This is a genomic window from Actinophytocola sediminis, from assembly GCF_054779715.1.
On the sequence record NZ_BAAGXS010000041.1, the window covers coordinates 125,937 to 152,478 of the forward strand.

A 26,542-nucleotide genomic window follows, 5' to 3' on the forward strand; every position below is an offset into this window, starting at 1 on the left:
TGTGTTGGTCGCGCTAGGGACGGAAGGTGCTGTTTGGGTGCGTACTTGTGGTTGGTTTGCGTCACGTTCCCCTGAGGTGCGGTTGGGGAGCGCTTGGGATGATCTCGATGCTGGGGTTTGACAGAAGGGTGTCTCATCCGAGTAGGGCGCCGCCGGTGGCGGCGAGGACCGGGCCGGCGAGCAGTCCGAGCACGACCGAGACCGGCGCCGCGAGGTAGGCGGTGGTGCTCGCCTGACCGTCCACAGTGGTCAGCTCGCCGGGGCGCATGGCGGGGGCGATCCAGCGCAGGTAGTAGAAGACGCTGGCGACCGTGTTCGCGGCGCCGAGTGCCACCAGCCAGCCGAGGCCGGCGTCGAACGCGGCGGTGAACACGACGAGCTTGCCGGCGAACACCCCGGTCGGTGGGGTGCCGACCAGCCCGAGCAGGCACACCACCAGACTGGCGGCCAGCCACGGCCGGTGGGTGCGCAACCCGGTGTAGTCCGCCAGGGTGCGGGCCCGGGGGAGGGCGGCGACCACGGCGAACGCGCCGAGGTTGGTGACCGCGTACGCGGCGAGGTAGAGCAGCAGGCCGGGCAACGCGAGCGGGGCGCGGCCGGCGGCGGCCACGGCCATCAGCAGGTAGCCGACCTGGCTGATCGTGGAGTAGGCCAGCAGCCTGCGGACGTCGGTCTGGAAGAACGCGGCGAGGTTGCCCAGCGTCATGGTCGCCGCGGCGATGACCGCGACGAGCAGTGTCCAGTTCAGACTGACGCCGGCCAGCGGGATCTCGACCAGCCGGTAGAGCGCGACCACGGCACCGATCTTGGGGATGGTGGTGATGATCGCGCCCGCTGCCGGTCGCGCGCCCTCGGTGGCGTCCGGGACCCAGAACTGGGCGGGCACCGCGCCCGCCTTGAACAGCAGCCCACCGAGCAGCGCGACCACGCCGACCGCGACCGCGGCGACCGGCGCGTCGGGCAGCATGGCCCGCAGCATCGGGTAGTCGGTGCCACGACCGACGCCGGCCAGCAGCATGACCCCGAACAGCATGGTGGTGCCGAGCAACGCGCCGAGCAGGTAGAACTTCAGGCCGGCCTCGGTCCCTGGCGCGTCCTTGGCGAACCCGACCAGCGCGTACAGCGGGACGCTGGCGAGCAGATACGCCGCGGCAACCAACAGCAGGTCGTTCGCCCCGGCGAGCAGGATCGCGCCGAGCGAGCCGAGCAACAGCAGCACGACGAACTCGGACTCCCGCGCGTCGCCTCGAAGCCGGCTGCCGGCCAGACCGAGGACGATCAGCACCGACAGCAGAACCGTCACTCTGGTCGCGTTGGTCGCCACGTCGACCGCGTAGCTCCGCGCGAACACCGCCACCGGCCCGCCCCATCCGGCCACTGTGGACACCAGACCGGCGACACAGGACAGTGCCGCGAGCGCGTGCACCGGCCACTGGCGCGCCCGGGGGAGGAAGGACCCGAGCAGTAGGCCGAGCACCGCCGCCGAGGCGAGGAACAGCTCGGGCAGCAGGCGGACGAGATCCTGGGCGCCCATGTCGGCGTTCATGTCAGCGGCTCACCAGCTCGCCGACCGCGCGGGCGGCCGGTTCGACGAGATCGAGCAGGAAGCGCGGGAACAGCCCGATCACCACCGAGAGCACCATCAGCGGCGCGATGGCCAGTGTCTCGGCCGCGGTCAGGTCGGCGACGGCGCGGGTCGGCTGGCCGAGGAACAACCGTTGGTAGGCACGCAGGAACAGTGCCGCGGTGATGAGGATGCCCAGGAACGCCACCGCGGTCGGCACCGGCGCGCCGGGCAGCGAGCCGGTGAGAATCTGGAACTCGGCGATGAACCCGGAGAACCCCGGCAGGCCGAGCGAGGCGAACGCGGCCACCGCGGTCAGCCCGGCGAAGACGGGCGCGCCGGCCGCGAGGCCGCCGTAGGCGTCCAGGTCGTAGCTGCCGCCCCGGTCGTGCAGCACCCCGGCGAGCAGGAACAGCGCGGCGGTGATCAGGCCGTGGCTGACCATCTGGGTCAGCGCGCCGGTGACCGCGAGGTCGCGCGCCTGGATGTCCGAAGTAGACAGCAGGCCGGCGGCGCCGACGGCGAGCACGACGTAGCCCATGTGGTTGACCGAGGTGTAGGCCACCATCCGTTTGAAGTCCCGCTGTGCCATGGCCACCAGCGCGCCGTAGAGCACGCTGACCACCCCGACCGCGACGATCACCCCGGCGAGGTCGCGCCAGCCGCCTGGCAGGATGGGCATCGCGATCCGCACGAAGCCGTAGGTGCCGAGCTTGAGCAGCACGCCGGCCAGGATCGCCGAGCCGGCGGCGGGCGCCTCGGTGTGCGCTGGCGGCAGCCAGGTGTGGAAGGGCACCGTCGGTGTCTTGATCGCCAGCCCGACGAGGATCGCCACCAACACCAGCGTCGAGCTGGTTCCCTTGCCCGCCAGGGGGTTCTGCGCGGTCAGTGCCACGATGTCGAAGGTGTGCGGCTCGGCGGCCAGGTAGAGGCCGATGAACCCGAGCAGCAGCGCGAGCGAGCCGAGGAAGGTGTAGAGGAAGAACTGGGTCGCCGCCCGCGCGGCGTCCCGGTGCCCCCAACCGGCGATCACGAAGTACATGCCCACAATGGACAGATCGAAGAACACGAAGAACAGGATCAGGTCCAGCGAGACGAACACACCAAGGCACACGGTCTCCAGGAACAGGAACAACGCGGCGAAGGACCGGATCCGCGCGCGTCGGCGCACCGAGTACACCGCGCAGGCCAGGAACAGCACGGCGGTCAGCGCGACCAGCGGCAGGCTCAGCCCGTCGACCCCGACGTGATAACCGGAGCTGACACTGGGAATCCAGCGCCGGTCGACCTCGTAGCCGTAGCCGCCGCCCGGGTCGTACCCGATCCACAGCGCGACCACGAGCGCCAGTTCGACCGCGCTGGCCCCGATCCACGTCCAGCGCACCGCCGCGTCGCCGAGCCTGGGCAGCGCCACCAGCCCGATCGCCACCGCCACCGGCAGGAACACCACGATGCTGAGCACGCCTCACCGTCCCGTCGAGAACACGAGCACCATGGCCGCGAGCACGGCGAGCACAACCACCGCCTGCGCGTAGTACTGGTGCAGCTGCCCGGTCTGCGGCCGGCGGGCCAGCCGGCCGAGGCGGCCCAACCACCTGGCCAACCCGTGCACGAGGCCGGCGAGCGACCACTCGACCCGCCGGTCGGCCACCCTGGCCAGTGCCGTGCCCACCGCCGCACTCGCCCGCACACTCCCGGCCACGACCCGGTCGTCGAACCGCGCGAGCGCCGCCGCGGCGGCCTGCACGGGTTGGGCGACCACGGTTCGCGCCAGCCGCTCCAACCCGAGCCAGTCGCCGGGCGGGTGAGCCGCCGGCAGGCGCCCGCGCCGGCCGAGGACCACGGCGACCGCCGCCACCGCGACGGCCCCGGAGACGACCGGCTCCCACCACGCCGGGCCGGTCTCGTCGCCGGTGGACACCAGCGCGGCGAACTCCCGCCACACCGCCGGCACGGCGAGCACGCCCAGCAGTACGGCACCCGCGGCCAGCGGTGGCAGGGCGGCGCGCTGCCAGCCGGTGACCCGACCGGTCGCCGGCGGCGCGGTGTCGGGCCGGGACCACACGAGCGCCACCGCCCTGGCGGCATAGCCCGCGCTCAGCGCGGCGGCGGCCAGCCCGACCAGATACAGCACGGTCGACGTGTGCAGCGCACCGGCGAGCACCTGGTCCTTGGCGGCCCAGATGGACAGTGGGGGCACGCCGGCGAGCACCAGACCGCCGATGGTGAACGTGATCCCGACGACCGGGTAGCGGCGGGCGGCCCCGCGCAGGGCCGGCAGGTCCCTGGTGCCCAACGCGGTCAGCCACGCGCCGGCGCACAGGAACAGCAGGCTCTTGGTGAGCGCGTGCGCCACCAGCTGCGCACCGCCCGCGGCCACCCCGCCGGTGCCGGCCGCCAGCACGATGAACCCGACCTGGGCACAGGTCGACGCGGCCAGCAGCTGCTTGAGATCCCGCTGCACCACCGCGACCGCGCCGAGCGCCACCGCCGTCAGCGCGCCGGCCCAGGCGACCAGCGCAGCGGCGAACGGAGTCGCGGCGAGCACGGGTTCCAGGCGCAGCAACAGATAGCCGCCGGCCGCGACCATGGTCGCCGAGTGCAGCAACGCCGAGACCGGGCTCGGACCGTCCATCGCCCTGGACAGCCAGAAACTGAACGGCAGCTGCGCCGACTTGCCGAGTGCGGCCAGCACCACCCCCGCCGCCAGCACGTCGCGCCACCCGTCGGGCAATCCGGCCAGCTCAGCCAACGCGAGGCCGCCCGCCCCGCCGGCCAACGCCGCCCCCGCGGCCAGATACAGCCCGAGATCGGCGGCCCTGGTGGTCAGGAACGCGACCGTGCCCGATGCCGCGCGCCGGGAGTCCCGCCACCAGAACCCGATCAGCGCGTAGGACGCCGCGCCCATCACCTCCCACGCCATCAGCAGCGCCACCATCGTGGTCGCGGTGACGGTCACCAGCATCGCCCCGGCGAACACCAGCAGCAGCCCGAAGAACCGCGCCCGCCGCAGGCCCGGCTCGCCGACCGCGAACACCGACACCGCACCCAGCACCACCGCCACCAACACCACCATCAGCGCGGACAGCCCGTCCACCGCCAGCCCGAACGCCACACCCTCCACATAGGACGCCGAGACCACTGGCCGGTCGATCGCCACCACGACCGACAGCGCGCCGACCGCGATTGCGGCGACGAGCGCGGCGGGTGCGGCGAGCCGGTCTGCCCGGCGCCCACCGAGCAGCAGGGCGCCGCCGACCAGGTGCGGGATCGCGACGAGGAGCCAGAGCATGTCAGTCCCGCAGGTCCGCTGCCTGGTCGGTCAGGTCGACGTCGCGCGCGCGGAACACCGCCGTGGTGACCGCGAACCCGGCGGCCATCTCGATCGCCATCGCGGTCACCGCCAGCACCACGACGACCTGTCCGTCCGGCCGGTCGGGGGCGGTGAAGTACCAGAACGCGGCGGCGCCGACGATCACCGCGTTGACCATCAGCTCGATCCCCATCATGATCATCACGATCGACTGCTGGGACAACGCGCCGTAGAGCCCGACGCTGAACAGCGCGGCGGCGAGCAACAGATAGTCCTCAATGGTCACAATCCACCCCGCACCGGGTCGTCGGGCGGTCGGCGGTCCAGCCGGTCGCCGTAGCGGTCGTAGCGCCCGCGGTGGGTGGCCAGCACGACCGTGACGACGATGGTGGCGAACAGCGCGAGGCCGAGGGTGATCATCGCCAGCATCTTCCCGCCCATCAGCGCCGTGCCCAGCTGTCTGGTCGGGTCGGCCGGCCGTTGTGCGGCCGAGACCGGCCAGTCGACCAGGTAGACCCCGGCGGCGAGCACCGCGAACGTGCCGACGGCGATGGCCAGCGCGCCCTTCTGGTTGTGCACCATGGTCATCGGCATCAACCCGGCCGGGTTCATCATGTACATCACCATGAAGACGACCATGATCACCATCTCCATGACCATCATCAGCACGACGAGCACGCCGAGGTAGGTCAGCTCCGCCAACACCACGGCCACCCCGGCGAACACGAACGAGGCCAACAGCGCGAAGGTCGCGCGGGCCATCGAGTCCACCACGAACACCGCGATGCCGGTGACCACCGCACCCACCGCGCACAGCCAGAACACCACGCGACCACCCCTCCTAACTGACCACGACGGCCACGAACAGCGCCTGGAGCAGCGTCGCGGGCACCAACACCAGCCAGGCGATCTCGGTGTACCGTTCCATTCGGACAGTCGGCAGCCGGTGCCCGAGCCACACCAGCGCGCCCAGCACCACCGCGGTCTTCACCAGCGACCACAACCAGTCCGGCAGCACCGGCCCGGCGCCACCGCCGAGGAACAGCGGCACGGCCATGGCCGCGCCGGACACCACCAGCAGCCACCGCCCGGCGAGAAACACCAGTCTGTCCACTCCGGACATCTCGGCCAGCGCGCCGCCACCGATGTCTGCGCCGACGGCGTGGTCGAACGGCCGGCGGAACGCCATGCCCAACACCGAGAACAGGAAGGCGACGAACGCGACCGGCATCCACACCACGAACCACAGGTCCCGCTGCGCGGCCACGATGTCGCCCACCCGCAGCGACCCGGCACCCACCGCCGCGGTGGTCAGGACGAACATGTGCGGCAGTTCGTAGGCCAGCCCCTGCGCGACGAACCGGTAGCCGCCCACCAACCCGAACGCCGAGTTGGCGCCCCAGCCCGCGAGCCAGACCGCCGCCCACGCGACGATCTCCATCGCGTTGAACCACACCACGCCAACGGACAGGTCGCTGACCACCCACCGCCCCAGCGGCGTCACCATCGACGCCAGCACCGCCGCGACCAGCAGCGCCACCCCCGCACCGCGCCACAGCACCGCGTCGGCGGCCACCGTGCGCCGCCGCTGCGCCACCAGCAGACCGGCCACCGCCCGCACCGGCGTCGCCAGTGCGGCCCTCGGCCCGGCCCGGTCGGTGAGCGCCGCGTCGACGGCGACAGCCGCCACCGCGAACCCGGCCAGCACCACCGGCAACAGCAGCGCGCCCCACCACGCCGCCTGCTCAACCATGCCGCACCAGCGGACCGGCCATCGCTCGCGGCCTGACCCCATCGGTGAGCGCGAACCCGGCCAGCACCACCGTGCCCCACCACGCCGCCTGCTCAACCATGCCGCACCAGCAGGTCGAGATCGGGGTCCAGGCTCGCCACCAGCAGCCGTGCGGTCGCCAGCTCGCTGCCGGCCAGCAATGCCGGCAGGTGGTCCACCGTCCACTGTGTTGTGTCGACCCAGTCCCCGGCCAGCCACCGGTACAGCCGGTCCACCGCGTCCCCGGCCACCCACGCCGGCCTCCCCGAACCGTCCGGAATGGACCCGACACCGGCGAGCAGCCAGCGCAACACCCGGGACCGGCGCACCCGCGCGGCCCACCGCCGGTGCCCGTGCGCCGGGCCGCCGGCGAGCACGTCGTCGCGCAACCGCTGGGCGGTCATCGCCATGTCCGGCCAGCCGGCCAGCGCCAGCAACCGGGCACTCGAGTCCAGCCCGCGTGCCAACGGGTCGTCGAGCCAGGAATCGCCACCAGCGCCGACCCACGCCACCGACGCCTGCTGGACGACGTCACCCTGCAGTCTGGTGTGGACGATGAGCCCGGCCGGCCACAGCGGCAACACCGGTCCGAGCGGCACCCGCAGCTGGTCCAGCCGCAGGCCGTCCCGGTCGTCGGCCCGGTCGGCCATCGGCAGGTCGTCCACACCACCGTCGCCCGCCGGCCGCTGCCGGTCGACGTCGTGCAGGTGCGCCAGTACTTCGGTCAACCGCGCGGAGTCCACCGACTCCGGCACGTCCACCCGCACCCGGGGCGCCGGCACCGAGTCCCACACCCGGCGCACGTACGGCTCCAGCGCCCCGGCCTCACCGGCGACCACCAGGATGTTGGCCTCCGCCGGGCTCATCGCCGGCCGCCAGCCCCGTTCCCGCACCGCCCGCTCGACCGCGATCCTGGCCCGCGTGCCACCGGGCACGGTCACGATCATCGGCCGGGGCGGGGTGTGCCGCACCAACCACGTGGTCAGGTCCACCGCAGCGCGCCCTCCCGCCACGCGTAGGTGACCCCGGCGAACAGGATTCCCAGGAACACGAACATCTCGACCACCGCGGTCATGCCCTCCCGCGCGACCACCAGGGTCCACGGGTACATGAACACCATCTCCATGTCGAACGCCAGGAAGATCATCGTGACCGCGTACCAGCGAACGTGGTAGCGGGAGACGGCGTGCTCGCGCGGCTCGTGACCGGACAGGAACGGGCGCACCCTGGTCATCATCGGCCCGATGCGGACCAGCGCGGCGATCCCGTAGAGACCGCAGACGACCAGGAGCATCAGTCCACAGAGGAGAAACAGACCACCCATCGCCGCACCTCCACCCTGGTGGCTCAGGAAAGCCTATGGCGACCAGCACCCACCCGCTACCTGGCTCAACGGGCGAGGAACTCCGCGATCCGGTCGGTCCAGGACCTGACGTCGGCCACCGAGGTCGACACGTGCAGCTCCGCGCCGGGGATCAGCTCGCGCAGCGTCCGCGCGGTGGCCACCGGGTGCAGCGGATCGGTGTCCCAGGCCAGGATCAGCGTCGGCTGGGTCAGCGTGGCGATCCGCTCCTTGGCCGGCAGGTCGGACATGCCGACCCCGCGCAGGATCGAGGGCAGCAACTCGTCGGCCACATCGGGAACGAAGCTGTACGGCGGATAGTCGGCGAAGATGGCCGGCCGGTCCGCGTCGGCCCAGCGCCGGCGCCAGGTCGCCGCGCCGAGCGCCTCGATGTCGGCCGCCGTGTCGAAGTACCACTGCTTGGCCTGCCGTTCGCCGCTCTCCCAGGCGACCGGCGGGATCATCAGCACCAGCCGGCCGAAGCGCTCTGGCGCGGCGATGGCGGCCCGCAGCGCAGTGTCGCAGCCGAGCGACGAGCCGGCGAAGTCGATGGGCTGGTCGATGTCCAGGGCGTCCAGCAGCGCGAGCAGATCGCGGGCGATGTTGTCGAACCGGTAGTCCTCGGCCACCGGACGGCCGGTCGAGTGGCCGTGGCCGCGTTGGTCGTAGGTGAGCACCCGGCGCTGGTCGGCCAACGACTCCACGTGGAACAGGTCCAGCCGCCGCACGGCCTCCCGGCTGAGCAGCACGCCGTGGGCGTAGCCGAAGGGTGTGCCGGAACCGGTGAACTGGTAGGCGATGGTGGCGCCATCGCGGGCGAAGAAGCTGTCTGGGGGCATCGGTCGTCTCCTCACGTCACCGCCATATATACCCTATACCCGTATCACCGACAAGCGTTGATGTCGTCGCCGCGCACCTCGCTTGTTAGGTTGCGGACATGGAGATTCGTGCGGGTGACGTGACGTTCCACTACGTGGCGCATGGTGACGGCCGGCCGGTGGTGGTGCTGCACGGCGCGGGCGTCGACCACCGCGAGACCCAGGCCTGCTTCGAGCCGGTCTTCGACGGCGTCCCCGGCTACCAGCGCGTCTACCCCGACCTGCCGGGGATGGGCCGGACGGTCGCGCCAGCGGCGCTCGGTGGCGCCGAGGACGTCCTGGCCACCCTGCTCGACTTCGCCGACGAGGTCACCGATGGCGTGCCCTACCTGGTGATCGGTCACTCGGCGGGCGGGTATTTCGCGCAGGCGATGGCCGCGAGGGCACCGGCCAGGGTCGCCGGGCTGGCGCTGGTGTGCCCGCTGTTGCCGGATCTGCGCACCGTGCCGGCGCACCAGGTGGTGGTTGGCTCCGGCGAGCTCGGCGACGAGGACTTCCGGAGCTACTTCGTCATCCAGAGCGCCGAGATGCTCGCGCGGTACGAACGCCATGTCGCCCCGGCGGCCGCACTGGTCGACCACGACGCGCTCGAACGGTTCGGCGAGCGCTGGGACCTGGCCGACGAGCACGACCAGACCTATCCAGGGCCGACCCTGGTCGTGGCCGGGCGGCTGGACTCCACGGTCGGCTACGCGGCCGCGGCGGACCTGGTCGAGCACTACCCGCACGCCACGCTCGCGGTCCTCGACGACGCCGGCCACGCCCTGCCCCACGAGCAACCGGCCCTGCTGCGTGCGCTGTGCGTCGAGTGGCTCACCCGGGTGGCACGGTTGTCCTGACGATGCAACCCACCATCCCGGTTCGGCGTAGAAGGGGCGACCACGCGGACCGGAGGTAGCTGAATGCGGGCACACGACCAGGAGTTCACCGAGTTCTTCTCGGCGCGCTTCGACTGGGCCCGGCGGATCGCCTTTGCCCTGTGTGGCAGCTGGCCCGAGGCGGAGGAGATCGCGCAGGCCGCCTTCGTCCGGATGTACCCGCGGTGGCCCAGGATCCGCGACACGACCGTCGACGCCTACCTACGAACGGTGCTGACCAGGGTCTTCTTCGACTCCCGGCGGCGGGGTCGAGCACGGGAGCAGGCGTTCGCCGAGTTACCGGACCAGGCTGTGGCGCCCGACCACAGCTCCGACGACCGGGATGCCATCCACGCCGCGCTGATGACGGTTCCACCCCGGCAGCGTGCGGTGCTCGTCCTCCGGTTCATCGCCGACATGTCCGTCGAACAGGTGGCCACGACGCTGGGCTGCTCGACCGGCAACGTCAAGAGCCAGTCCGCGCGCGGCCTGGTCACCCTGCGCGCCAGCTATGACCCTGCCATGACAAGGACACCCTGATGTTCGACGACTCCGAGACCGACTCCGAGACCGACCCCGAGACCGATGCCGAGACCCGTGCCGCGCTGCGGGCGATCACCGAGGGCGCCGAACCGCCGGTGAGCAACACGACCGTGGAGCGGGTCGTCCGCCTCGGCCGTCGCCGCCGGTTCCGCCAGCGAGCCGCCACCTCGGCCGTCGTGGTGTCGGTGCTCGCGGGACTCGGGGCCGGCGCCGTCGTCATGGCCGCGCCGGTCGGGCCCGGCACGGACCCGGCCGCGCAGGCCAGCCTGCTCCCCGGCTGGCACGAGGTGGCCACCCCGCCGGGCGAGCGGTCCTGCGACGGCGCACTGTTCCAACGAGCACTGGAGCCGCCGCTGCCGTCGAAGGACGACATCCTGGAAGCCTTCCGCAGCGCGGTCGACTCGATAACCGAACGCGAGTTCGTCCTGGCTGACTTTCACGAATCCGGCGTCCTGGGCAGCTATCAGGTCCGCGAAGGCACCCACGCCGTCAGCGAAGGAAAGGGCTTCGTCATCACGGTTTCGGCGCACAGCTACGACGGCACCCCCACCGAGGCCGCGGACTGGTATGCCCTCCAGGGCACGTGCCAGCCCATCGGCCGCCGTGTCCTGGACGACGGCACGGTTTTTCAGCTCGACTCGCTACTGGGTCGGCCGACGAAGACCGTGCAGATCTTCCTGCCCACCAACCGCGTGTACCTGTTCACCGCCACCGGTATGGGAGACAACCCCCGAAACACCCTGACCGACGCCGAACTGGTCGCCATCGGCGAGAAGTTCGTCGCCAGGATCGATGGCTGATCGGGCCGGGTTCAGGTGACGAGCAGCCGCAGGCCAAGCTCCGCCTCGTCGAGCGCGAGCAGGTCCCGGTTGCGTTCGGCCCACCGGCCGGAGGCGAGATCGGCACGAAGATCGCGCACCACTCGCCGCTCGACCTCCGCCCCGACCCGCGCCCACACCGACAGTCCGCGCCGGACATCGTCGTCGAGGTAGGCCGCCGGCCGGCGCCAGTAGGCCTCGAAGAAGCCGTCGACGCAGTTCCACGGCACGAGCACCGGTTCGACGCGGGCGCCGATCGCGTCGGCCAACTCGGGTAGCGAAGGCCGGCCGACGAGCAGGTCCGCGACCTCGGGCAGGTAGTCACGAATGAGCCAGAACCGGTCGTGCCACCCGACATCGCTGGTGTCGTGGGTGAAGACCACCACGCGCCGCGCCACCCGCCGCAGTTCGCGCAACCCCGCGACCGGGTCCGGCCAGTGGTGAATGGTGTTTAACGCCGTCGCGGCGTCGAAGGACTGGTCGGCGAACGGCAGATTCTCCGCGGTGCCCGGCACACACGGCGCCGCGCCCGCGGGACGTTGCGCACGCATGACCGCCGACGGCTCCACCGCGGTGACCTCCCGGTCGGCCGGCTCGTAGGAGCCGGTGCCCGCGCCGACGTTCAGCACGGTGCGCGCGTCGCCGAGCGCGGCCGAGATCCTGGCGGCGATCCGCGGCTCGGTGCGTCGGGTCACGGTGTAGGTGGCGCCGATGGTGTCGTACAACTGCCGGCTGGACATGCCGCCGCCTTCCCGATTGTTCGTCCGAAGCCAACTCGCTTTGACAGTACTAAATGTAGGGTTTCTCGGACGGGCGATGCGCCTGGTAAGCCTGACCACGGTTTGGGGGCGCGGGTGTTCGAGGGGTTCAGCGATTTCATCGACCTTCTCCAGGACGTGGTAAAGCGGCCAAGGCGTGGGGAGACGCCGCCGAAGAAGGCCGGCGCGGATCGGCGGTGGGGTCTCCCGCTGTTGTGCGTGGTGCGCGACGAGGACGCGCACGAGGTGTTGCGCGAGATCCGCGCCTATCTCAAGAACGCCCGGCCGACCCCGATTCCGCACGCGTTGCACGAGTTCGCCGCCGACCAGAAGGCGGAGTCCGCCGCCGCGCCGGAGACCCCGGGCGGCCCGGTGGTGACCGCCGACCTGGACCAGGTCGCGGCGGCGCTGTTCGAGTTGGCCAGGCAGTTGGCCCCTGGCGGGCAGCAGAACGGCCGGATCAGGTTCCGCCGCTTCGAGTTGGCTCGCTGGCTGATGAAACTGCGCCTGGACACCGACGAGATCGACCCCGGCGCGGAACTGGCCGAGCGCATCCGCCAGTTCGAGCGCGACCGCCGCAAGCGGATCCCCCCGTCGGACAGCGCGCAGCAGGCGCTGACCGGCGCGATTCCCTGGTGGGCGCGGATCGTGCTGTGGCTGGTGCCGCCGCTGTGGTTCGGCCTGCGCCTGCGGGCGGCGGCCAAATATCGTTGGTTCCTCCGCCAGTCGTTCCTCGCCCCGCAGGACCCCGGCACGTTCCTCGGCTTCGCCCAACGCCTCACCGGTTGGCTCGGTGATGACCCCGGCCGCAAAACCAGCGGCGAGTCGACCGAGGAACTACTCGGCCTGCTGGTGAACGCCTTCCTGGAAGACGTCCGGCGCGCACACCGCCGGCGCCTGCGACCACGCGGCGCGCGCCGAACCGCGTACCCGGTGATCCTGTTGGACCGGATCACCCGCCGCAACGGCGGATACCGGTTGCTGGAGACCGTCAGCCGAGTCCGGGACGAGACCGGTCTGTTCGACCCGCTGTTGTTCATCAGCGCCAGCAGACGCGTCCCGCCGGACGCCTTCACCCCAGGGGCGACCCCGCGTGAGGTGTGGGAGATGGGCCAGTCCCGGGCCGCGTACGGGCAATGGCGCGACCAGTTCTGGCGGGCGAGCCGGGCCCGCGAGGATGCCGCCTGGTACCTGCCGATCCACTGCCGGGCAGCCGCCGGCCAGGGACCTGCGGTCCCGCCGCCGATCGACACCCTGGAGTTGAACCAGACACCGCTGTGGTCCCGCCGCGCGGTGTCCCCGACCGCGTTCGTGCTGCTGGTCGCGCTGGTCGCGGCCGGCGTGGTGGCACTGGGCCGGATGAACGACGCGCGGGCCCTGGCCTGGAGCGAACAACACTGTGGCCTGGCACAGACCGATCCCCGGGCGGCCTACCTGATCACGATCGACGACGAGTGCATCGGCGTGAGCGCCGAGCCGATCTTCAACGACTCGCCGGAGTTGTTGGCGGTGCAGCGCGTGATCGCCGACCAGAACGTCCAGGCGGAACGGTTGCGCCAGGACGGGCGGCAGTTCGTCAGCGTCGCGTACGTCTCGGAGATGAGTACGTCCGGCGCGATCCTGCCGTCCGAGGTCGAACGCCTACAGGGATTCGCCGCCCGGCAACGTCGTCAGCTGGATGGCAACATCGCCGACCCACTGGTGCGGATCCTGTTCGTCAACGCCGGCAACGAGATGCGCCATGGACCGGTGGCGGCGGACATGCTGGCGAAGCTGATGCTGGTGGACCGGACGATCGTCAGTGCGGTGGGGCTGGCCGTCAGCAGCCGGCAGACGGTGGAGACCATCAAAGCCCTTGGCGCGGCGGGGATTCCGATGATGGCGGCACCGTTGACCGCGGACAACATCCAGCGTGAGTCCCTGTTGTATCACCAGGTTTCCCCGCAGAACCGTCGCGAGGCCCAGATGGCGGCGAAGTACGCGCGCCATCAACTCGACTTCTCCGGCCCGGTGACGGTGGTGACCGCCGGCGATCCGGATGATCTCTACGACCAGACGCTGGCCGACGGTGTCCGTGCCGAGTTCCGAAAGGAGGGTTTCGTCGTCCGGGATCAGCTCTACACACCGAACCCGGGCCTGGGAACGCCGGACCGGCCAAGCCCGCGCGAGGTCGGTCAGGAGTTGTGCCGGTCCGCTGGTCTGGTCTTCTACACCGGACGGCCCGCGTCCTTCGAGGAGTTACTCGACGGCATCAACGGCACGTGCAACTCGTCGCCGCCGCCGATCCTGGCTGGGGACGATGTTTCTCGGTATGTCGCTGATGCCGATTCACGGGAGCGTTTCCCGCAGGTGCCGTTCGATTACCTGGCCCTGGCGCTGGGCGGGCAGAACTGTTACTCCGGTGGCGACCTCAACGACACCCTGCGCGAGCTGTTTCCCGAACGCTGTTCCGAAACACGCGACTCCTTCCTGACCGACGACGCGCCGACGGCGTACGACGCACTGACCGCGATCGTGGCCGCGGTGAACAAGTTGCGGGGGACGGCGGTGACTCCGGGCGCGGTGTGGCACATGATCACGCAGCTGACGGGGACCTCCCGCATCGACGGCGCGAGCGGCATCATCGACTTCGGCCGCGACGGTTCGCAGATACCGTTGAACAAGTTCCTGGCCATCATGCGCATAGAAGGCGGCGGAGCCCCCAAACTCCAGGCCACCTGCGGCGAGTTCCAGGGCCAGACGCAGGCGGAATGGTGCCCGTAAGCCGCCCGGTCATTCCTCCGCTTCGCGCTTCACCAGGTCCGACACCGTCATCAGCACCGCGAACAGACCGCCGACGGCGAAGAAGGTCCACCAGGCGCCGTACATCGTGGTGAGCACGATGGCACCGGGGAGGCCGATGAAGAGCGCCGTGACGGCGATATTGTCCAGTGCGCGGCTCAGCCGGGTTTCCACGAACTGTTCGCCCTTTTTGGCGTCGGCTGGCTTGGTTGACTTGGTGCCGCCAGTCGGCCGCTTTCCGGCGGTAGCCTGGGTTCCGCTGGTCCTCACGGGTTTCCTGGGAGGTGGGGCTGGCCGCACGGCGGAGCTGAGATCGGGATGTGGCGCCGGCAGGTCAGCGAACAACTCCTCCAGTTGATCTCGCGTGCGGGCGGCCATGATCACCGCACACCGCTCGTCATACTCGGCGAGATCGATCCTGCCCGACGCGAGATGCTCACCGAGCGCGTCCATGGCTCCGTTGCGCTCGACGTCGCCGATGCGGATCTTGGGCTTCGGTGGTTGCCCCATAATGCAAACGTACGCAGATGCTCTCGGGAGCGGTCCCCAACGTTCTGGGCATCAGCAGGCGAATGTGTCGGGGGCCATCAACGAGCGGAACCTTCAGCTCATGGGCTGAGAATCCCCGGAAGCACAGAGTCGGACAGCTCAGACACCGTGCGGTTCTCGGGACCATCCCCGCATGCGCGGGGACGACCCGATGGGTCTGGCCGGTCAACCAGGCCTGCACAGGACCAGCCCCGCGTGCGCGGGGACGACCCGTCGTCACGGTTGTAGAGCATGACCGTCTCGGGACTAGCCCCGCGTGCGCGGGGACGACTTGGGTCGGGTGGCCGGCGCGTCGGTGTACTCCGGACCAGCCCCGCGTGCGCGGGGACGACTACGCCGACCTGGCCGCGACCTACCAGGCCGACGGACCAGCCCCGCGTGCGCGGGGACGACCTGCGGGACATCGGCGGCACTGTCAAGGGCGTGGGACCAGCCCCGCGTGCGCGGGGACGACACTTCCTGAGCTGCGACGATACCCGGCCCACTCAGGTTCTAGCATCACTTTGGCATTTTTTCCACCAGTGTTGAATTGCCGGTGTGTGGTGACGCCATCCGGACTCGCTTAGGTGCCCATGCCGGAGGCATCACCGACTGAGGAATCCTCGCGCGCACAAAGCCAGCAACCGAGGCGTCAGGTCTGGCTGGTTGGGAACATGCTCACTCGCCGACGCGATGCCCGCCGCAAGCGTGCACAGGTCCGTGATCGTGACCCCCTGATCAACCACCCCAGCCCGCTGCGCCCGCAGCACCAGCGCGCTGGCCGCGATAGTCATCCCACTGCACGCCGCATACAACGGACTCCCCTCGTCATGCACCGCCGACAACACCGACGACGGCAACCCCCGATACGTGGCCGACCCGGCCGCGAACTCACCCAACCAGACCACCAGCGCATCCCCAGGCGAGGCCGCGGCCAGCAGGTTCTCCGCACTGGCCCGCAGGCTGTCCAACCCATCCCCGAGCAGCGCCTCCAACAGCGCCTCCCGATCAGGAAAGTGACGATAGAGCGTCCCGATCCCCACCTCGGCCCGCCGCGCGACATCCCTGAGCGACGCGTCGACCCCGTGTTCAGCGAACACCTGCCTGGCCGTCGCCATCAGCCGTGCCCGGTTGTCGCGGGCGTCAGCGCGCAGCGGGCGATCGCTGAGGTTCAGTTGCTCGGCCATGGACATCCTCTCGACGGGAGCGTTCGGAGCACCGCTCCGAATAATAGGCGATCGCGTGGATGCCGCTACCGCGAGACCCCGTCGACGGTCACCGGCCGCGCTCGGCTCCTCCGTTGACCTGGATCACCTGGGCAGTCACATGCCCGGCAGCCGGAGACGCCAGCCAGCGCACGGTGTTCGCCACATCGACCGGCGCCCCCGCGCGCCCCGTTGATGTCTGGCTGATCAATACCTGATGCCGTTCGGCGCTCACGCCGGTGCCGAAGAACTCCGTGTCGGTCACATAGCCAGGCGCCACCACGTTGACCGTGATACCCCGTTGGCCAAGCGCCGCCGCCAAGTCGTAGGCATACGGATGCAGCGCGGCCTTCGCCGCGCCATAGGAACCACTTCCGGACCCCCGGTAGGCGGCGATCGAGCTGAGCAGGATCACCCGGCCACCCGGTGAGGTCATCACGTCCCGTAACGCCTCGGTCAACAGCACCGCGGTCAGCACATTGGTTTGGAAATTCGCCAGCCAGTGCTCGGCCGTGGTCGCCAGATCAGGGGCGGCCGGCGCGCCCATCACCGCGTTTCCGCCGGCGTTGTTGACCAGCACGTCCACCGATTGATATCGGTCGAGGATCGTGTCGCGCACCCGTGTGGCGTCGGCCGGATCGGTGAGATCGGCGGGCACACTCCACACTGACCCCGGCGGCTCGGCGGACCGGATCTCCTTCTCCGCCGCCGACAGGACTTCGGCGCGCCGGCCGACCAGGACGACCTCCGACCCGTCCCGCGCGAATGCCGTCGCGACGGCGCGGCCGATACCGGTTCCCCCGCCGCTGACAACGACCACCTGAGCCATCCCGTGCCCCTTTCGTTGTCGGTGAGTCTAGACCATGGTGGACTGTCGCGTTCGGTATTCGCGGCGTCACGCGCATTACGTGAGTCCGAAGTAGATGTCGAGTTCGTACGGTGAAATTCCTGAACGTAAACGACTCCGTCAGTCAGCAAGATCGAAGATGCCGGGCGCGCGCCGCCGCTGGAACGATCCGATCATCTTTCTCCGATCGCGAGGTGTCGACTGAATGGCAAGCCACTTTGGTAATTCCAGTTTCGCTGGCCCTTATTTCCCGATCGCGAGGTGTGCGACCCGATGACAACGCTGTTTCACAGCCCGGACGAACTGGTCGGCGACGGCGTACTCGTGCGCGATGTGGACCTGGTCAGCGCGGTATGGGGCGGACGACTGGAAGTCGCCCCGGAAGACAGGTACCACTTCGACCATCCGCTCGACCACGTGCCGGGAATGGCGCTGGTCGGCGGATTACTGGAGCTGGTCCGGCGCAGCGGCGCCGCGGACCTGGGCAGGACCGGCAGGCGGATGACCCTCGAGGTCACCTTCCCGGCCTTCTGTGAACTCGAGGAGCAGGTGTACCTGCAGGCCGTCTGCTTCCCGCCGGCCGAGTCCACCGCAGAGGTCACGCTGTCGCTGCTGGCCGAACAGACCGACCGGGTCGTCTGCGAGGCCGACCTGTCCCTGAGCCACGACCCACACGCGGCACCCCGCAGAGCCGGCCCGGCGACGCTGACCCGATTACCGGCCGACCCGGCCGCGGTCAACCGCCGACGCCCGGAAAACGTGCTGGTCACCGGCCTGGAGACCCGTGGCGACCGCCGACTGTCCCTACTGGTGCCGGTCGCCGCGACCCACCTGCTCGCGGTCGAGCCGGGCAGGCCGCACCTGACCGAACTGCTCATCGACGCGGCCCGCCAGTTCCTCACGATGATCTGCCACCTCGAACACGGCCACCCGGACAGCACCCGGCTGATCATGTTCGCCATCAACGCCGACCTGCCGTGCGGGCTCGCCGGCGACGTCCAGCTGCGCTGGTCGGTCATCCCACCGGGCCGCGGGCGGCAGACGCTCACCGCCGAGCTCGTCACGGGTGACCCGGACGGCGCGCCGTGCGGCTCGGTGAGCTTCGAGTACTACGCGGCGACGCCCGCCGGGTACCGCAGGCTGCGCGGGGAGGTGCGGGCGTGACACGCGATCCGGCGCTGGTGACCGCCAGGGTCACGGCCTACACCCGAGTCCTGTTCGGCGGCGTGGTCGCGCTGCTGGTGGTCCGCCTGGTCGGCCACCTCACGACCGCCGGCGGCGCGCGCCTGGCCGCGGCGGTGCTGATCACCGGCTACCTCGGGTGGCTGGTCGCGGAGCTGCGGGTGACCTTCAGCAAGCCGGCCGAGCCGGTCAGCGAGGTGCGCACGATCCTGGCCTACGCCACCGCGCGCGCCCTGGTGATCATCAGTGCCGTGCTGCCGGACGTCGGCTGGACGGCGTTCTCGGCCTGGCAGCTCCTGCCGGCGGCGCTGTTCGCCGGTGGCATCGCGCTGCGCGTGATCGCGATCCGCCACCTCGCCGCGCAGTACACCCATCACGTGGTCAAACGCGAGCACCACGTCGTGGTCACCAACGGCCCCTACCGGTTCCTGCGCCACCCCGCCTACGCCGGCATGCTCCTGGCCAACCTCGGGTTCGTGGGGTTCTTCCTCAACCCCGCCAGCGTTCTGGCCTACCTCGCGCTCGCCGGCGTGCTGGTGTGGCGGATCCGCACCGAGGAGAAGGCGCTGTGGTCGGTGCCCGGCTATCCCGCTTTCGCCGCCGGCCGGGCCCGCCTGGTCGCCGGGGTGTGGTGATGGCCGGCATGATCCGGCTCGGCGACCGGCGGCTCACCGAGCCGACCCAGGTCGGCCACAAGTTCGCCCGCCAGGAACGCCTGCGCCGCGCGGGTTTCGCCGTGCCGGAGTTCTTCTGCGTGCCGGTGACCGAGTTCGACGCGCTGGCCGCCGAGCACCTGGCCACCGCCCCGGCCCTGGACGAGGAGGACGACCTGCTGCGCTGGGCCGAGCACGCGTCGGCCGCACTGGCCGGCACCAGGTTGCCGGCCGCGCTGACCGAGGAGATCCGCGCCGCGCTGCCCCAGGACGGCGGTCTGCTCGCGGTCCGCGCGTGTGTGGTGTCCGATGAGGACGGTGTCGGGGAGGACGGGGAAACCGACGCGTTCGCCGGCCTCACCGACTCCTTTCTCTACGTGCGCCCACGGGACGTGCCCCGGCGGGTCGTCGAGTGCTGGGCGTCCGGCCTGAGCCCGCGGTCGATCCGCTACCGGGCCCACCGTGGTCTGGCGCCGGCGACGGCGCGGGTGGCGGTCGGCGTGCAGCGCATGGTCCTGGGCACCCGTTCGTTCGTCGCGTTCAGCCAGGATCCGCGCGGCGGAACGCAGCGGGTTATCGCGGCCGCGCACGGCATCGGCGAGGGTGTTGTGCAGGAACGCGCGGACATCGACCACTTCTTCGTGGACCCGGACAGCGGCGCGGTCCGCGTCGAGACCGTCCACAAAGAACGGTTGGTCACCCTGGACCAGGAGACCGGACAGCTCGCGACCGTCCCGGTGCCGGCCGACCTGGCGACTCCGCCGGTGCTCGACGAGCAGCAGGTGCGGCAGGTCGCCGAGCTGGCGGCCGAGGTGGCGAAGTGGTTCGGCGCCCCGCAGGACATCGAGGGCACCATCACGCCGGACGGCCGGGTGCACCTGCTCCAGGCCCGTCCGGTCGTGTTCGCCGAGAACCGCGCCGGCGAGCGGATCCCGTGGAGCAACAACAACGTCACCGAAAGCTTCGCCGGCGTGTCCGGCGCGCTCACCTTCTCCCAGGCGCGGACCTTCTACCACAGCATCTTCCGGGACGCCTACCGCCGCGTCGGCGTGCCAGCACGACGACTCGACGCGGCGGAGAACCATCTCCACCGGATGATCGGCCTGCTCGACGGCCGGGTGTACTACCGGCTGGACGCCTGGTGGGCGCTGCACAGCCAGATTCCCGGCTTCCCGCTGGTGCAGGTCTGGTGGGCGCGGTCGATGGGCCTCAGTGCCCAGCGGCGGCCGACCAGGCGCCAGCTGACCCGCGCACTGCTTGGCGTGCCGGGGTTGGCGGTGCGGGCGGCCGCGCATCCCCGTGCGGTGCGGCGGTTCCTGCGGTGGTGGGACACCCTGTTCGCGCGGACGCCGGACATGACCGACTGGACGCCAGAGCAGCTCGTCCAGTTCTACCGGCGGCTGTGGGCCGAGGTCGGCCGCTGGTGGGGAGTCACGCTGACCAACGGGTTCTTCCTGCTGGCCACCGCCACCGCGGCCACCGCCGCGATCCGCCGCTGGGTCGGCGAGGACGACGAGGGCATCCTCAGCCGCCTGCTGCTCGGCGGCCGGGAGAACCGCTCGATCCTCGCCGTCCGATCGATGATCACCCTCGCCGAACACGTTGCCGCCAACCAGGAACTGGCGCAGCGGGTCCACACCGGACCAGCCGACGAGGTGTGGGCCGAACTGGCCGGCGGCCGCTTCGGCGACGGGCTGGCCGACATGGCCATCACCCACCTACGCCGCTACGGTGATCGTGCCCCACACGACCTCAAACTCGAGGAACCGTCGCCACGACAGCGCCCTGGCATGATCGTCGACACCCTCCGCTCGATCCTCCACAGCGGACTGACCGCCGAGGAGAACCGATCGCGGGAACTGGCCGGCCGGGCCGCCGCGGAACAGGAACTCCGCACCCGATGCCCGAACCTGCCGCGACGGCAGGCGATTCGCCTGCTGGCAGCGACGATGCGCTGGCTCGTCCGCAACCGTGAGGACACCCGCTACTGTCGCAGTCAACTGTTCGGCCTGAGCCGACAGGTGTTGTGGCGCCTCGGCGACCACCTGGTCGCCGCCGGCGTGTTGGACGACCGCGCCGACGTGGTCGACCTGACCGTCGAGGAGGTGCTCGGCGCCTACGACGGCACGCTGATCGACACCGACCTGCGCGCGCTGGCCGCCGCCCGCCGACGTGCGCGGCTCGCCGCCGCCGAACGCCCCGACCTCGACGCCGAGCTGACGACCACAGTGGACCGACCGGTGGTCGCGGAACTGCCGTCCGCCGCGACCGCCCCGATGGCCGGGAACGGTGTCGAGTTGCGCGGCCTGCCCTCCAGCGGGGGAGTGGTGCGCTACCCGGCGCGGATTGTGCTCGAACCATCGATCTCGCCGGAGTCCTGCCGGGATCACATCATCGTGGCGAAGGAGACCGATCCCGGATGGCTGTTCTTGATGATGGCCGCGCGCGGTCTGGTGGTGGAGCGCGGGACGTTGTTGTCCCACACGGCGATCACCGGCCGGCTGCTCGGCGTGCCGACCGTGGTGTCGGTTCCGGGGGCGACGTCGCTGATCGAGGACGGGATGATGATCGAGCTGGACGGGACGGCGGGCACGGTTCGGATGGTGGCGGCCGAGCAGGGCTGACCGCCCGGTTGCTGGCCTACGGAGCCGGCAGCTTCCCGCCCCGGGTCTACCTTCCGCTCGCGCTTGCCTGGTCGGTCGGCGCGAGCGGGGCCACTGCGCTGACCGACACCCGGGTGACGGCATGGGTGCCCGATCTCGGTGTGCTGGTGAGCGTGGCGTCGATGGTCGTGGTGTTGTTGGTGTTGCGTGCGTTGGACGACCTTCGCGACCTCGACTACGACCGTGAGCACAACCCCGGCCGTCCGCTGGCCGCGGGAGTGGTGGCGACGCGCGACCTGATCACCATGATCGTCGCCGGATCCGTGCTGGTGTTGGCGCTCAACTCGTGGCGCTGGCCGGTGCTGTGTGTACTCGCTGGATTGTTGGCCTACGCCTTCCTGATTGTCTGGGTGGACAACAGGTTCGGCTGGCCGTCCGGGGACGCGATGTTCGTCGGGTTGATGGTGAACGTCCCGATCCAGTTGCTCACCAACACCTTTCTGTATGCCGCGGTACTGTATCCGCTCGACCTCGGCCTGTCCTGGTCGGGAATGGTCGGCGTGCTCGCGGCGACGATGGTGTTCCTGCACGTGGAGTTCGCCCGCAAGACCACCCGGCTGCCCCGGCCCGGCGAGCGGACCTACGTCACCGTGGTCGGCGTCACCGGCACCTCGGAACTCGCTCTCGCCTGCGCCGCCGGCTCAGCCGTCCTGCTCGTCGCCACGACCCGGCCATGGACCGCCGGAGTCCTGTTCATGTTGCTACCATTGGTCTTCCCGCTCGCCGCCGCGTTGCGATTCGCTCGCGACCGAAGTGGACGGTGGTCCTACGGCCTGGCGGCCGGATTCGTACTGACGGCCTACGTCACCCTCGCCGTAGTGTCCCTGCTGGCAGGAGAGCCGACATGACCGCGCCCTTCCCGTTCGCTCCCGGCCCGGCCAGCGAGCCCCCGCCGGAGTACGCCGCGATCCGCGCCGGCCGCTGCCCCGCCAGGGGCCTACTGGCCAACGGCCGCGAAGCCCGCCTGTTGACCAGTTACGACGAAGTCCGACAGGTGTTGGCGGACCCGAGATTCAGCCGATCCGCCTACACCGCAGGTGCTTTGTACGCCCGCTCAACAGAGTCGCTGCCACTGGCCACCGCGGACGCGCCGGAACACACCCGGCGTAGGGCCGCGGTGGCGCACGCGTTCACCGCACGCCGCGTCCGGGGACTGGGCCCGATGATCGAGGAGGTCGCGAAAAGCCAACTGGCCGAACTGACCGCCGGCCCGCCGTCGGCCGACTTGGTGAGCGCGTTCACCGTGCCCTACGCGCTCCGCGTGATCTGCCGAATCCTCGGCGTGCCAGCCGAGGACCTGGCCCGGTTCAAGCCATGGGTCGATCCGATGATGTCGATCAACCGATTCCCGCCGGAGACGGTCGCCCGATGTCACAGGGAGTCGCACGACTACTTCGCCGCCCTCGTCGACCGAACCAGAGCCGCGATCGACGCCGGCACCCGCCCGCCAGGAGTCGTCGCGGACCTCGTCGACCCACCCAACCCGACTCGGCGGCTGAGCAGGCCGGAGACGATCGCGCTGGTGGCCGGGATGCTGATCGCCGGGTACGAGACGACGAGCAATGTGTTGGCGTCGGTGATGTACCACCTGCTGAGCCGGCCGGCGCTGGCCGGCGAGATGCGGGCGGAGCCGGAGCGGATCGGGCCGGTGGTGGAGGAGATCCTGCGGTACATGTGCACCAACGGCACGGGTGGGGTGCCACACGTGGCCACCGTTGATGTTCGGTTGGCAGGCGGGGAGATCGTGCCGGCGGGCACGGTGGTGGTGCCTATACCGGACGCGGCCGATCGTGATCCGGAGGTGTTCGAATCTCCGGATGAGCTGCGTCCGGACCGCGATGGGCGTCCGCATGTCGGGTTCGGCTTCGGATTGCACTACTGCCTCGGGGCGGAGCTTGCCAGGGTGGAGTTGCGGGTGGGGGTCGCGGAGTTGTTGGCGGGGTTGCCCGGGTTGCGGGTGGCGGTGCCTGACGAGGAGTTGGCGTGGCGTACGGACATGCTCATCCGTGGCTTGTGGACACTCCCGGTCACGTGGGGTGGTGGGCGGCGTGGCTGATGAGCTTGGTGCGGAGGAGTTGTTGACCACCACGCGGGCGGTGCGTCGCCGGCTTGATCTGACGCGTCCGGTGGCGAGACGGGTGGTGGTGGACTGTGTGCGGGTCGCGCAGCAGGCGCCGTGCGGTAGTGGGGTGTTTGGGCAGCACTGGGTGCTGGTGACGGATTCGGCGCTGCGGGCGGAGATCGCGCGGTACTACCGGCTTTCGTGTGCCGCGTATCCGTTGCCGCGCGGGATGGGGGCGCGGTCGGTCGACAGTGCCGCTTACCTCGCTGAGCGGTTCGCGGAGGTGCCGGTGCTGGCGTTGGCGTGTGTGGAGACTGGCCGGCCGTTGCCGGAGGGGAGCCAGGTTTCGTTGTGGGCCGCGGTGTTGCCGTCGGTGTGGAGTTATCAGCTTGCGGCGCGCAGTCGAGGGCTGGGCACGGTGTTGACGACTCGGCATTTGATGTATGCCAACGAGATTGCCGAACTGCTCGGCATTCCGGCGGGGGTGCACCAGGCGGCGTTGGTCCCCACGGCCTATTACCGGGGCGAGACGTTCCGACCGGCGAACAGGCCGCCGACCGAGTCAGTGACCCACTTCGACCGGTGGTAACAGGTTACGTCCTGTCATGGCGTTCTCGATCAGGTGATTCCCTTTTGTGGTAAGGAAAAGTCTCTCGGTCGAGGGTAAGCTGGTCCTATGTTCGCTCCAGTCATCGATGTGCCGTCAGGGGATCTCGCGCAGGGGATTCCTTTGGCGACTGCGTTGGGGATGCAGCGGGTGGCGTGGCGGACTGAGGGTTATGCGTTGGAGCAGTTGGCTGCCTACGCGGCGAACGCGGATGAGAGGTTCGCCGCGTTGGAAGTGGCGGCGTTGTTCGGCATGTCGTTTCGTGCCGCGCAACGCCGACTCGACCTGGCGGTCACCCTGACTACCCGGCTCCCGTTGACCTTGGAGGCGGTGAAGCAGGGTCGGTTCGATAGCTACCGGGCGAGCAGGATCGCCGAGGCTGTCGCGGTCCTGTCCGATCAGGACGCGGCCACCGTTGAAGCGGAAGTGGTCCCTCAGGCTGGGGATCTCGCACCGGCTCCGTTGAATCGGTTGTTGGGTAGGGCGATCCGTCGGATTGATGCTGCGGCGATTTTGCGGAGGCATGAGCAGCGGGTGGCCGCACGGCGGGTGGATGCCTACCCGACCGAGGATGGCTGCGCGGCGTTCACCGTTCACGGTCCGGCTGATCGTGTTCATCTTGCTGATGAGCGGGTGAACGCCATCGCTCACCGCCTCAGGGAGACCGGCGCCGCGGAAGGCCGTTCGTTGGATCAGTTGCGTGCGGATGTGGCGTTGGATTTGTTGGCGGGCAAGGATTTCGAACACGCCAAGGTCACTGTGCAGCTCACCCTGTCGGCCGCTACCGCTCTCGGTGTTTCCGCCGCGCCTGCTCAGCTGGCTGGTTACGGTGATCTGCCCGCGCGGCGGGCGTTGGTCCTCGCTGGCCAGACCGACGCGACGTGGCGGCGGATCTTGACTGACCCGAAGACCGGTCGACCCGTTGACGTCGGCCGCCGACGCTATACCCCACCAGCCGCGTTGCGTGACCAGGTGCGGGCAGAGCTGCCCACCTGCACAGCGCCCGGTTGCGTCCGGCCGGCATACCAGTGCGATATCGATCATCGGCAGCCGTTCCCGGACGGGCCAACCGATCTGGACAACCTGCATCCCGCGTGCCGACGACACCACGAAAGTAAGACCCACGGCGGCTGGCAGGTGCACGACCAAGTCGACACCCTGGTCTGGGTTTCTCCAGCGGGTTACCGATATCCCCACCGACCAGAACCCATCGCCGATCCTGATCCGCCGCCCTACTGAACCCGCTCAACCCCTCGAGCCGCCCGAACAGTGAGGACATGGATGGCTTTGGCGACTGGCCAACGCGGTGTGGGCTGACGTGGACTTGCGTAGGGCGCACCAGGTTTCTGGTTGGGCGTTGAGGATGACCAGCTGCGGGACACCTCCCTGCAACCAGGACCGGAACAGCCCCGCGTGCGCGGGGACGACCGGATCATGGTCATCGACCAGTGCCAGAACCTGGGAACAGCCCCGCGTGCGCGGGGACGACGGATTCCGGTAGCGACCGGACTCGCGACCGGGTGGAACAGCCCCGCGTGCGCGGGGACGACCTCGCGCTGGTCGTGGTCGGTCGCCCCGACCGGGGAACAGCCCCGCGTGCGCGGGGACGACTGGTAGTGGGGCGCCTGGTCGCCGCTGAACCACGGAACAGCCCCGCGTGCGCGGGGACGACCGCGGGGACCGAACCGTCAAGTCCTGGGCGGCGGGAACAGCCCCGCGTGCACGGGGACGACGCTTCCTCGACCACATCGGTCAGCAGGACATCGGGAACAGCCCCGCGTGCGCGGGGACGACCGGGACGACTGGACTGGCGGCGCGACCGGCCCCGGAACAGCCCCGCGTGCGCGGGGACGACCTGATCACGACCGCGGCAGAGGGGCCGCACAACGGAACAGCCCCGCGTGCGCGGGGACGACGTGGCGCGACGAAAACGGCTACAACGAAACGGAGGAACAGCCCCGCGTGCGCGGGGACGACCGCCTCGTCGCCGGCGGCCGGGCCGCGCAGGATGGAACAGCCCCGCGTGCGCGGGGACGACTGCATTACATGACACTTCCCATCTTTACAGTGGGGAACAGCCCCGCGTGCGCGGGGACGACCAACCGTTCTCCACCGCTTTGGCCGTGGGCTGGGGAACAGCCCCGCGTGCGCGGGGACGACGAGTCCGTGG

The 26,542-nt window shown here is 70.3% G+C and carries 24 protein-coding genes and 1 CRISPR repeat array; of the genes, 11 read left to right on the plus strand and 13 right to left on the minus strand.

Annotated elements, in window-relative coordinates; translation table 11 throughout:
* Positions 1-133: 133 nt before the first annotated feature.
* The 9 genes from ACYVIP_RS25070 to ACYVIP_RS25110 form a co-directional block, all read right to left on the minus strand.
* The gene (locus ACYVIP_RS25070; protein ID WP_460400454.1) at positions 134-1,546 is read right to left on the minus strand and encodes an NADH-quinone oxidoreductase subunit N; all 1,413 of its coding nucleotides are present in this window, start codon (positions 1,544-1,546) and stop codon (positions 134-136) included.
* Position 1,547: 1 nt separating this feature from the next.
* Positions 1,548-3,026 carry a complex I subunit 4 family protein gene (locus ACYVIP_RS25075; RefSeq protein ID WP_460400456.1) on the minus strand — a complete coding sequence of 493 codons (1,479 nt, stop codon included), beginning with the start codon at positions 3,024-3,026 and terminating at the stop codon, positions 1,548-1,550.
* A gap of 3 nt (positions 3,027-3,029) precedes the next feature.
* Positions 3,030-4,856 carry a proton-conducting transporter transmembrane domain-containing protein gene (locus tag ACYVIP_RS25080; RefSeq protein ID WP_460400458.1) on the minus strand — a complete coding sequence of 609 codons (1,827 nt, stop codon included), beginning with the start codon at positions 4,854-4,856 and terminating at the stop codon, positions 3,030-3,032.
* A gap of 1 nt (position 4,857) precedes the next feature.
* Complete coding sequence (nuoK, locus tag ACYVIP_RS25085; RefSeq protein WP_460400460.1) at positions 4,858-5,163, minus strand: NADH-quinone oxidoreductase subunit NuoK; 306 nt, start codon at positions 5,161-5,163, stop codon at positions 4,858-4,860.
* Positions 5,160-5,705 (minus strand): NADH-quinone oxidoreductase subunit J, encoded by a 546-nt coding sequence (locus tag ACYVIP_RS25090; RefSeq protein ID WP_460400462.1) that lies wholly within the window; start codon positions 5,703-5,705, stop codon positions 5,160-5,162. The genes nuoK and ACYVIP_RS25090 overlap by 4 nt, the downstream gene beginning before the upstream one ends.
* 13 nt (positions 5,706-5,718) lie before the next feature.
* Entirely contained in the window at positions 5,719-6,630 is a 912-nt protein-coding gene (locus ACYVIP_RS25095; RefSeq protein ID WP_460400464.1) for a complex I subunit 1 family protein, read from the minus strand.
* 92 nt (positions 6,631-6,722) lie between these two features.
* Positions 6,723-7,640 carry a hypothetical protein gene (locus tag ACYVIP_RS25100; RefSeq protein WP_460400466.1) on the minus strand — a complete coding sequence of 306 codons (918 nt, stop codon included), beginning with the start codon at positions 7,638-7,640 and terminating at the stop codon, positions 6,723-6,725.
* Positions 7,631-7,972 (minus strand): NADH-quinone oxidoreductase subunit A, encoded by a 342-nt coding sequence (locus ACYVIP_RS25105; protein ID WP_460400468.1) that lies wholly within the window; start codon positions 7,970-7,972, stop codon positions 7,631-7,633. Before ACYVIP_RS25105 ends, ACYVIP_RS25100 begins: the two co-directional genes overlap by 10 nt.
* A 65-nt stretch (positions 7,973-8,037) precedes the next feature.
* Complete coding sequence (locus ACYVIP_RS25110; RefSeq protein WP_460400470.1) at positions 8,038-8,829, minus strand: alpha/beta fold hydrolase; 792 nt, start codon at positions 8,827-8,829, stop codon at positions 8,038-8,040.
* A 98-nt stretch (positions 8,830-8,927) separates the two neighbouring features.
* Between ACYVIP_RS25110 and ACYVIP_RS25115 the strand changes: the two genes are divergently transcribed.
* The 3 genes from ACYVIP_RS25115 (at position 8,928) to ACYVIP_RS25125 (ending at position 11,068) form a co-directional block, all read left to right on the plus strand.
* Positions 8,928-9,707 carry an alpha/beta fold hydrolase gene (locus ACYVIP_RS25115; protein ID WP_460400472.1) on the plus strand — a complete coding sequence of 260 codons (780 nt, stop codon included), beginning with the start codon at positions 8,928-8,930 and terminating at the stop codon, positions 9,705-9,707.
* Positions 9,708-9,770: 63 nt separating this feature from the next.
* A complete protein-coding gene (locus ACYVIP_RS25120; RefSeq protein ID WP_460400474.1) occupies positions 9,771-10,265 on the plus strand; it encodes a SigE family RNA polymerase sigma factor in 495 nt (164 codons plus the stop codon).
* Positions 10,265-11,068 carry a hypothetical protein gene (locus ACYVIP_RS25125; RefSeq protein WP_460400476.1) on the plus strand — a complete coding sequence of 268 codons (804 nt, stop codon included), beginning with the start codon at positions 10,265-10,267 and terminating at the stop codon, positions 11,066-11,068. The genes ACYVIP_RS25120 and ACYVIP_RS25125 overlap by 1 nt, the downstream gene beginning before the upstream one ends.
* Before the next feature lie 11 nt (positions 11,069-11,079).
* Here ACYVIP_RS25125 and ACYVIP_RS25130 read toward each other — a convergent pair whose 3' ends face one another.
* Positions 11,080-11,826: a class I SAM-dependent methyltransferase gene (locus ACYVIP_RS25130; protein WP_460400478.1), complete on the minus strand. Its 747-nt coding sequence runs from the start codon at positions 11,824-11,826 to the stop codon at positions 11,080-11,082.
* Between the two features lie 114 nt (positions 11,827-11,940).
* On the opposite strand from ACYVIP_RS25130, the gene ACYVIP_RS25135 reads away from it, so the two are divergent.
* Positions 11,941-14,607, plus strand: coding sequence for an ABC transporter substrate-binding protein (locus ACYVIP_RS25135; RefSeq protein WP_460400480.1), 2,667 nt, complete (start codon positions 11,941-11,943; stop codon positions 14,605-14,607).
* A gap of 9 nt (positions 14,608-14,616) precedes the next feature.
* On the opposite strand, the gene ACYVIP_RS25140 is transcribed toward ACYVIP_RS25135, so the two are convergent.
* The 3 genes from ACYVIP_RS25140 to ACYVIP_RS25150 form a co-directional block, all read right to left on the minus strand.
* Positions 14,617-15,135, minus strand: a complete 519-nt coding sequence (locus tag ACYVIP_RS25140; protein WP_460400482.1) for a DUF1707 SHOCT-like domain-containing protein — start codon at positions 15,133-15,135, stop codon at positions 14,617-14,619.
* Positions 15,136-15,758: 623 nt separating this feature from the next.
* Entirely contained in the window at positions 15,759-16,340 is a 582-nt protein-coding gene (locus ACYVIP_RS25145; RefSeq protein ID WP_460400484.1) for a TetR/AcrR family transcriptional regulator, read from the minus strand.
* 88 nt (positions 16,341-16,428) lie between these two features.
* A complete protein-coding gene (locus tag ACYVIP_RS25150) occupies positions 16,429-17,187 on the minus strand; it encodes an SDR family NAD(P)-dependent oxidoreductase (protein WP_460400486.1) in 759 nt (252 codons plus the stop codon).
* Between the two features lie 291 nt (positions 17,188-17,478).
* Here ACYVIP_RS25150 and ACYVIP_RS25155 point away from each other — a divergent pair, with 291 nt between their 5' ends.
* From ACYVIP_RS25155 to ACYVIP_RS25185, 7 genes are all read left to right on the plus strand, one after another.
* A complete protein-coding gene (locus ACYVIP_RS25155) occupies positions 17,479-18,369 on the plus strand; it encodes an AfsA-related hotdog domain-containing protein (RefSeq protein ID WP_460400488.1) in 891 nt (296 codons plus the stop codon).
* Positions 18,366-19,022, plus strand: a complete 657-nt coding sequence (locus tag ACYVIP_RS25160; protein ID WP_460400490.1) for a methyltransferase family protein — start codon at positions 18,366-18,368, stop codon at positions 19,020-19,022. Before ACYVIP_RS25155 ends, ACYVIP_RS25160 begins: the two co-directional genes overlap by 4 nt.
* Positions 19,022-21,664 carry a PEP/pyruvate-binding domain-containing protein gene (locus tag ACYVIP_RS25165; protein ID WP_460400492.1) on the plus strand — a complete coding sequence of 881 codons (2,643 nt, stop codon included), beginning with the start codon at positions 19,022-19,024 and terminating at the stop codon, positions 21,662-21,664. Before ACYVIP_RS25160 ends, ACYVIP_RS25165 begins: the two co-directional genes overlap by 1 nt.
* A gap of 8 nt (positions 21,665-21,672) precedes the next feature.
* Positions 21,673-22,551, plus strand: coding sequence for a hypothetical protein (locus ACYVIP_RS25170; RefSeq protein ID WP_460400494.1), 879 nt, complete (start codon positions 21,673-21,675; stop codon positions 22,549-22,551).
* The gene (locus tag ACYVIP_RS25175; RefSeq protein ID WP_460400496.1) at positions 22,548-23,759 is read left to right on the plus strand and encodes a cytochrome P450; all 1,212 of its coding nucleotides are present in this window, start codon (positions 22,548-22,550) and stop codon (positions 23,757-23,759) included. Before ACYVIP_RS25170 ends, ACYVIP_RS25175 begins: the two co-directional genes overlap by 4 nt.
* The gene (locus ACYVIP_RS25180; RefSeq protein ID WP_460400498.1) at positions 23,752-24,354 is read left to right on the plus strand and encodes a nitroreductase family protein; all 603 of its coding nucleotides are present in this window, start codon (positions 23,752-23,754) and stop codon (positions 24,352-24,354) included. The genes ACYVIP_RS25175 and ACYVIP_RS25180 overlap by 8 nt, the downstream gene beginning before the upstream one ends.
* Before the next feature lie 87 nt (positions 24,355-24,441).
* Positions 24,442-25,611, plus strand: a complete 1,170-nt coding sequence (locus ACYVIP_RS25185; RefSeq protein ID WP_460400500.1) for an HNH endonuclease signature motif containing protein — start codon at positions 24,442-24,444, stop codon at positions 25,609-25,611.
* Between the two features lie 161 nt (positions 25,612-25,772).
* Positions 25,773-26,532: a CRISPR direct-repeat array (repeat unit 28 nt; unit sequence GGAACAGCCCCGCGTGCGCGGGGACGAC).
* The last annotated feature ends 10 nt before the right edge of the window (positions 26,533-26,542 follow it).

Bases quoted from the DNA above. Each gene is read 5' to 3' on its own strand.
- ACYVIP_RS25095 (WP_460400464.1), bottom strand. From the start codon at position 6,630: ATGGTTGAGCAGGCGGCGTGGTGGGGCGCGCTGCTGTTGCCGGTGGTG.
- ACYVIP_RS25185 (WP_460400500.1), top strand. From the start codon at position 24,442: ATGTTCGCTCCAGTCATCGATGTGCCGTCAGGGGATCTCGCGCAGGGG.
- ACYVIP_RS25080 (WP_460400458.1), bottom strand. From the start codon at position 4,856: ATGCTCTGGCTCCTCGTCGCGATCCCGCACCTGGTCGGCGGCGCCCTG.
- ACYVIP_RS25125 (WP_460400476.1), top strand. From the start codon at position 10,265: ATGTTCGACGACTCCGAGACCGACTCCGAGACCGACCCCGAGACCGAT.
- ACYVIP_RS25145 (WP_460400484.1), bottom strand. From the start codon at position 16,340: ATGGCCGAGCAACTGAACCTCAGCGATCGCCCGCTGCGCGCTGACGCC.
- ACYVIP_RS25115 (WP_460400472.1), top strand. From the start codon at position 8,928: ATGGAGATTCGTGCGGGTGACGTGACGTTCCACTACGTGGCGCATGGT.
- ACYVIP_RS25105 (WP_460400468.1), bottom strand. From the start codon at position 7,972: ATGGGTGGTCTGTTTCTCCTCTGTGGACTGATGCTCCTGGTCGTCTGC.
- ACYVIP_RS25155 (WP_460400488.1), top strand. From the start codon at position 17,479: ATGACAACGCTGTTTCACAGCCCGGACGAACTGGTCGGCGACGGCGTA.
- ACYVIP_RS25130 (WP_460400478.1), bottom strand. From the start codon at position 11,826: ATGTCCAGCCGGCAGTTGTACGACACCATCGGCGCCACCTACACCGTG.
- ACYVIP_RS25165 (WP_460400492.1), top strand. From the start codon at position 19,022: ATGGCCGGCATGATCCGGCTCGGCGACCGGCGGCTCACCGAGCCGACC.
- ACYVIP_RS25110 (WP_460400470.1), bottom strand. From the start codon at position 8,829: ATGCCCCCAGACAGCTTCTTCGCCCGCGATGGCGCCACCATCGCCTAC.
- ACYVIP_RS25150 (WP_460400486.1), bottom strand. From the start codon at position 17,187: ATGGCTCAGGTGGTCGTTGTCAGCGGCGGGGGAACCGGTATCGGCCGC.
- ACYVIP_RS25175 (WP_460400496.1), top strand. From the start codon at position 22,548: ATGACCGCGCCCTTCCCGTTCGCTCCCGGCCCGGCCAGCGAGCCCCCG.
- ACYVIP_RS25070 (WP_460400454.1), bottom strand. From the start codon at position 1,546: ATGAACGCCGACATGGGCGCCCAGGATCTCGTCCGCCTGCTGCCCGAG.
- ACYVIP_RS25120 (WP_460400474.1), top strand. From the start codon at position 9,771: ATGCGGGCACACGACCAGGAGTTCACCGAGTTCTTCTCGGCGCGCTTC.
- ACYVIP_RS25140 (WP_460400482.1), bottom strand. From the start codon at position 15,135: ATGGGGCAACCACCGAAGCCCAAGATCCGCATCGGCGACGTCGAGCGC.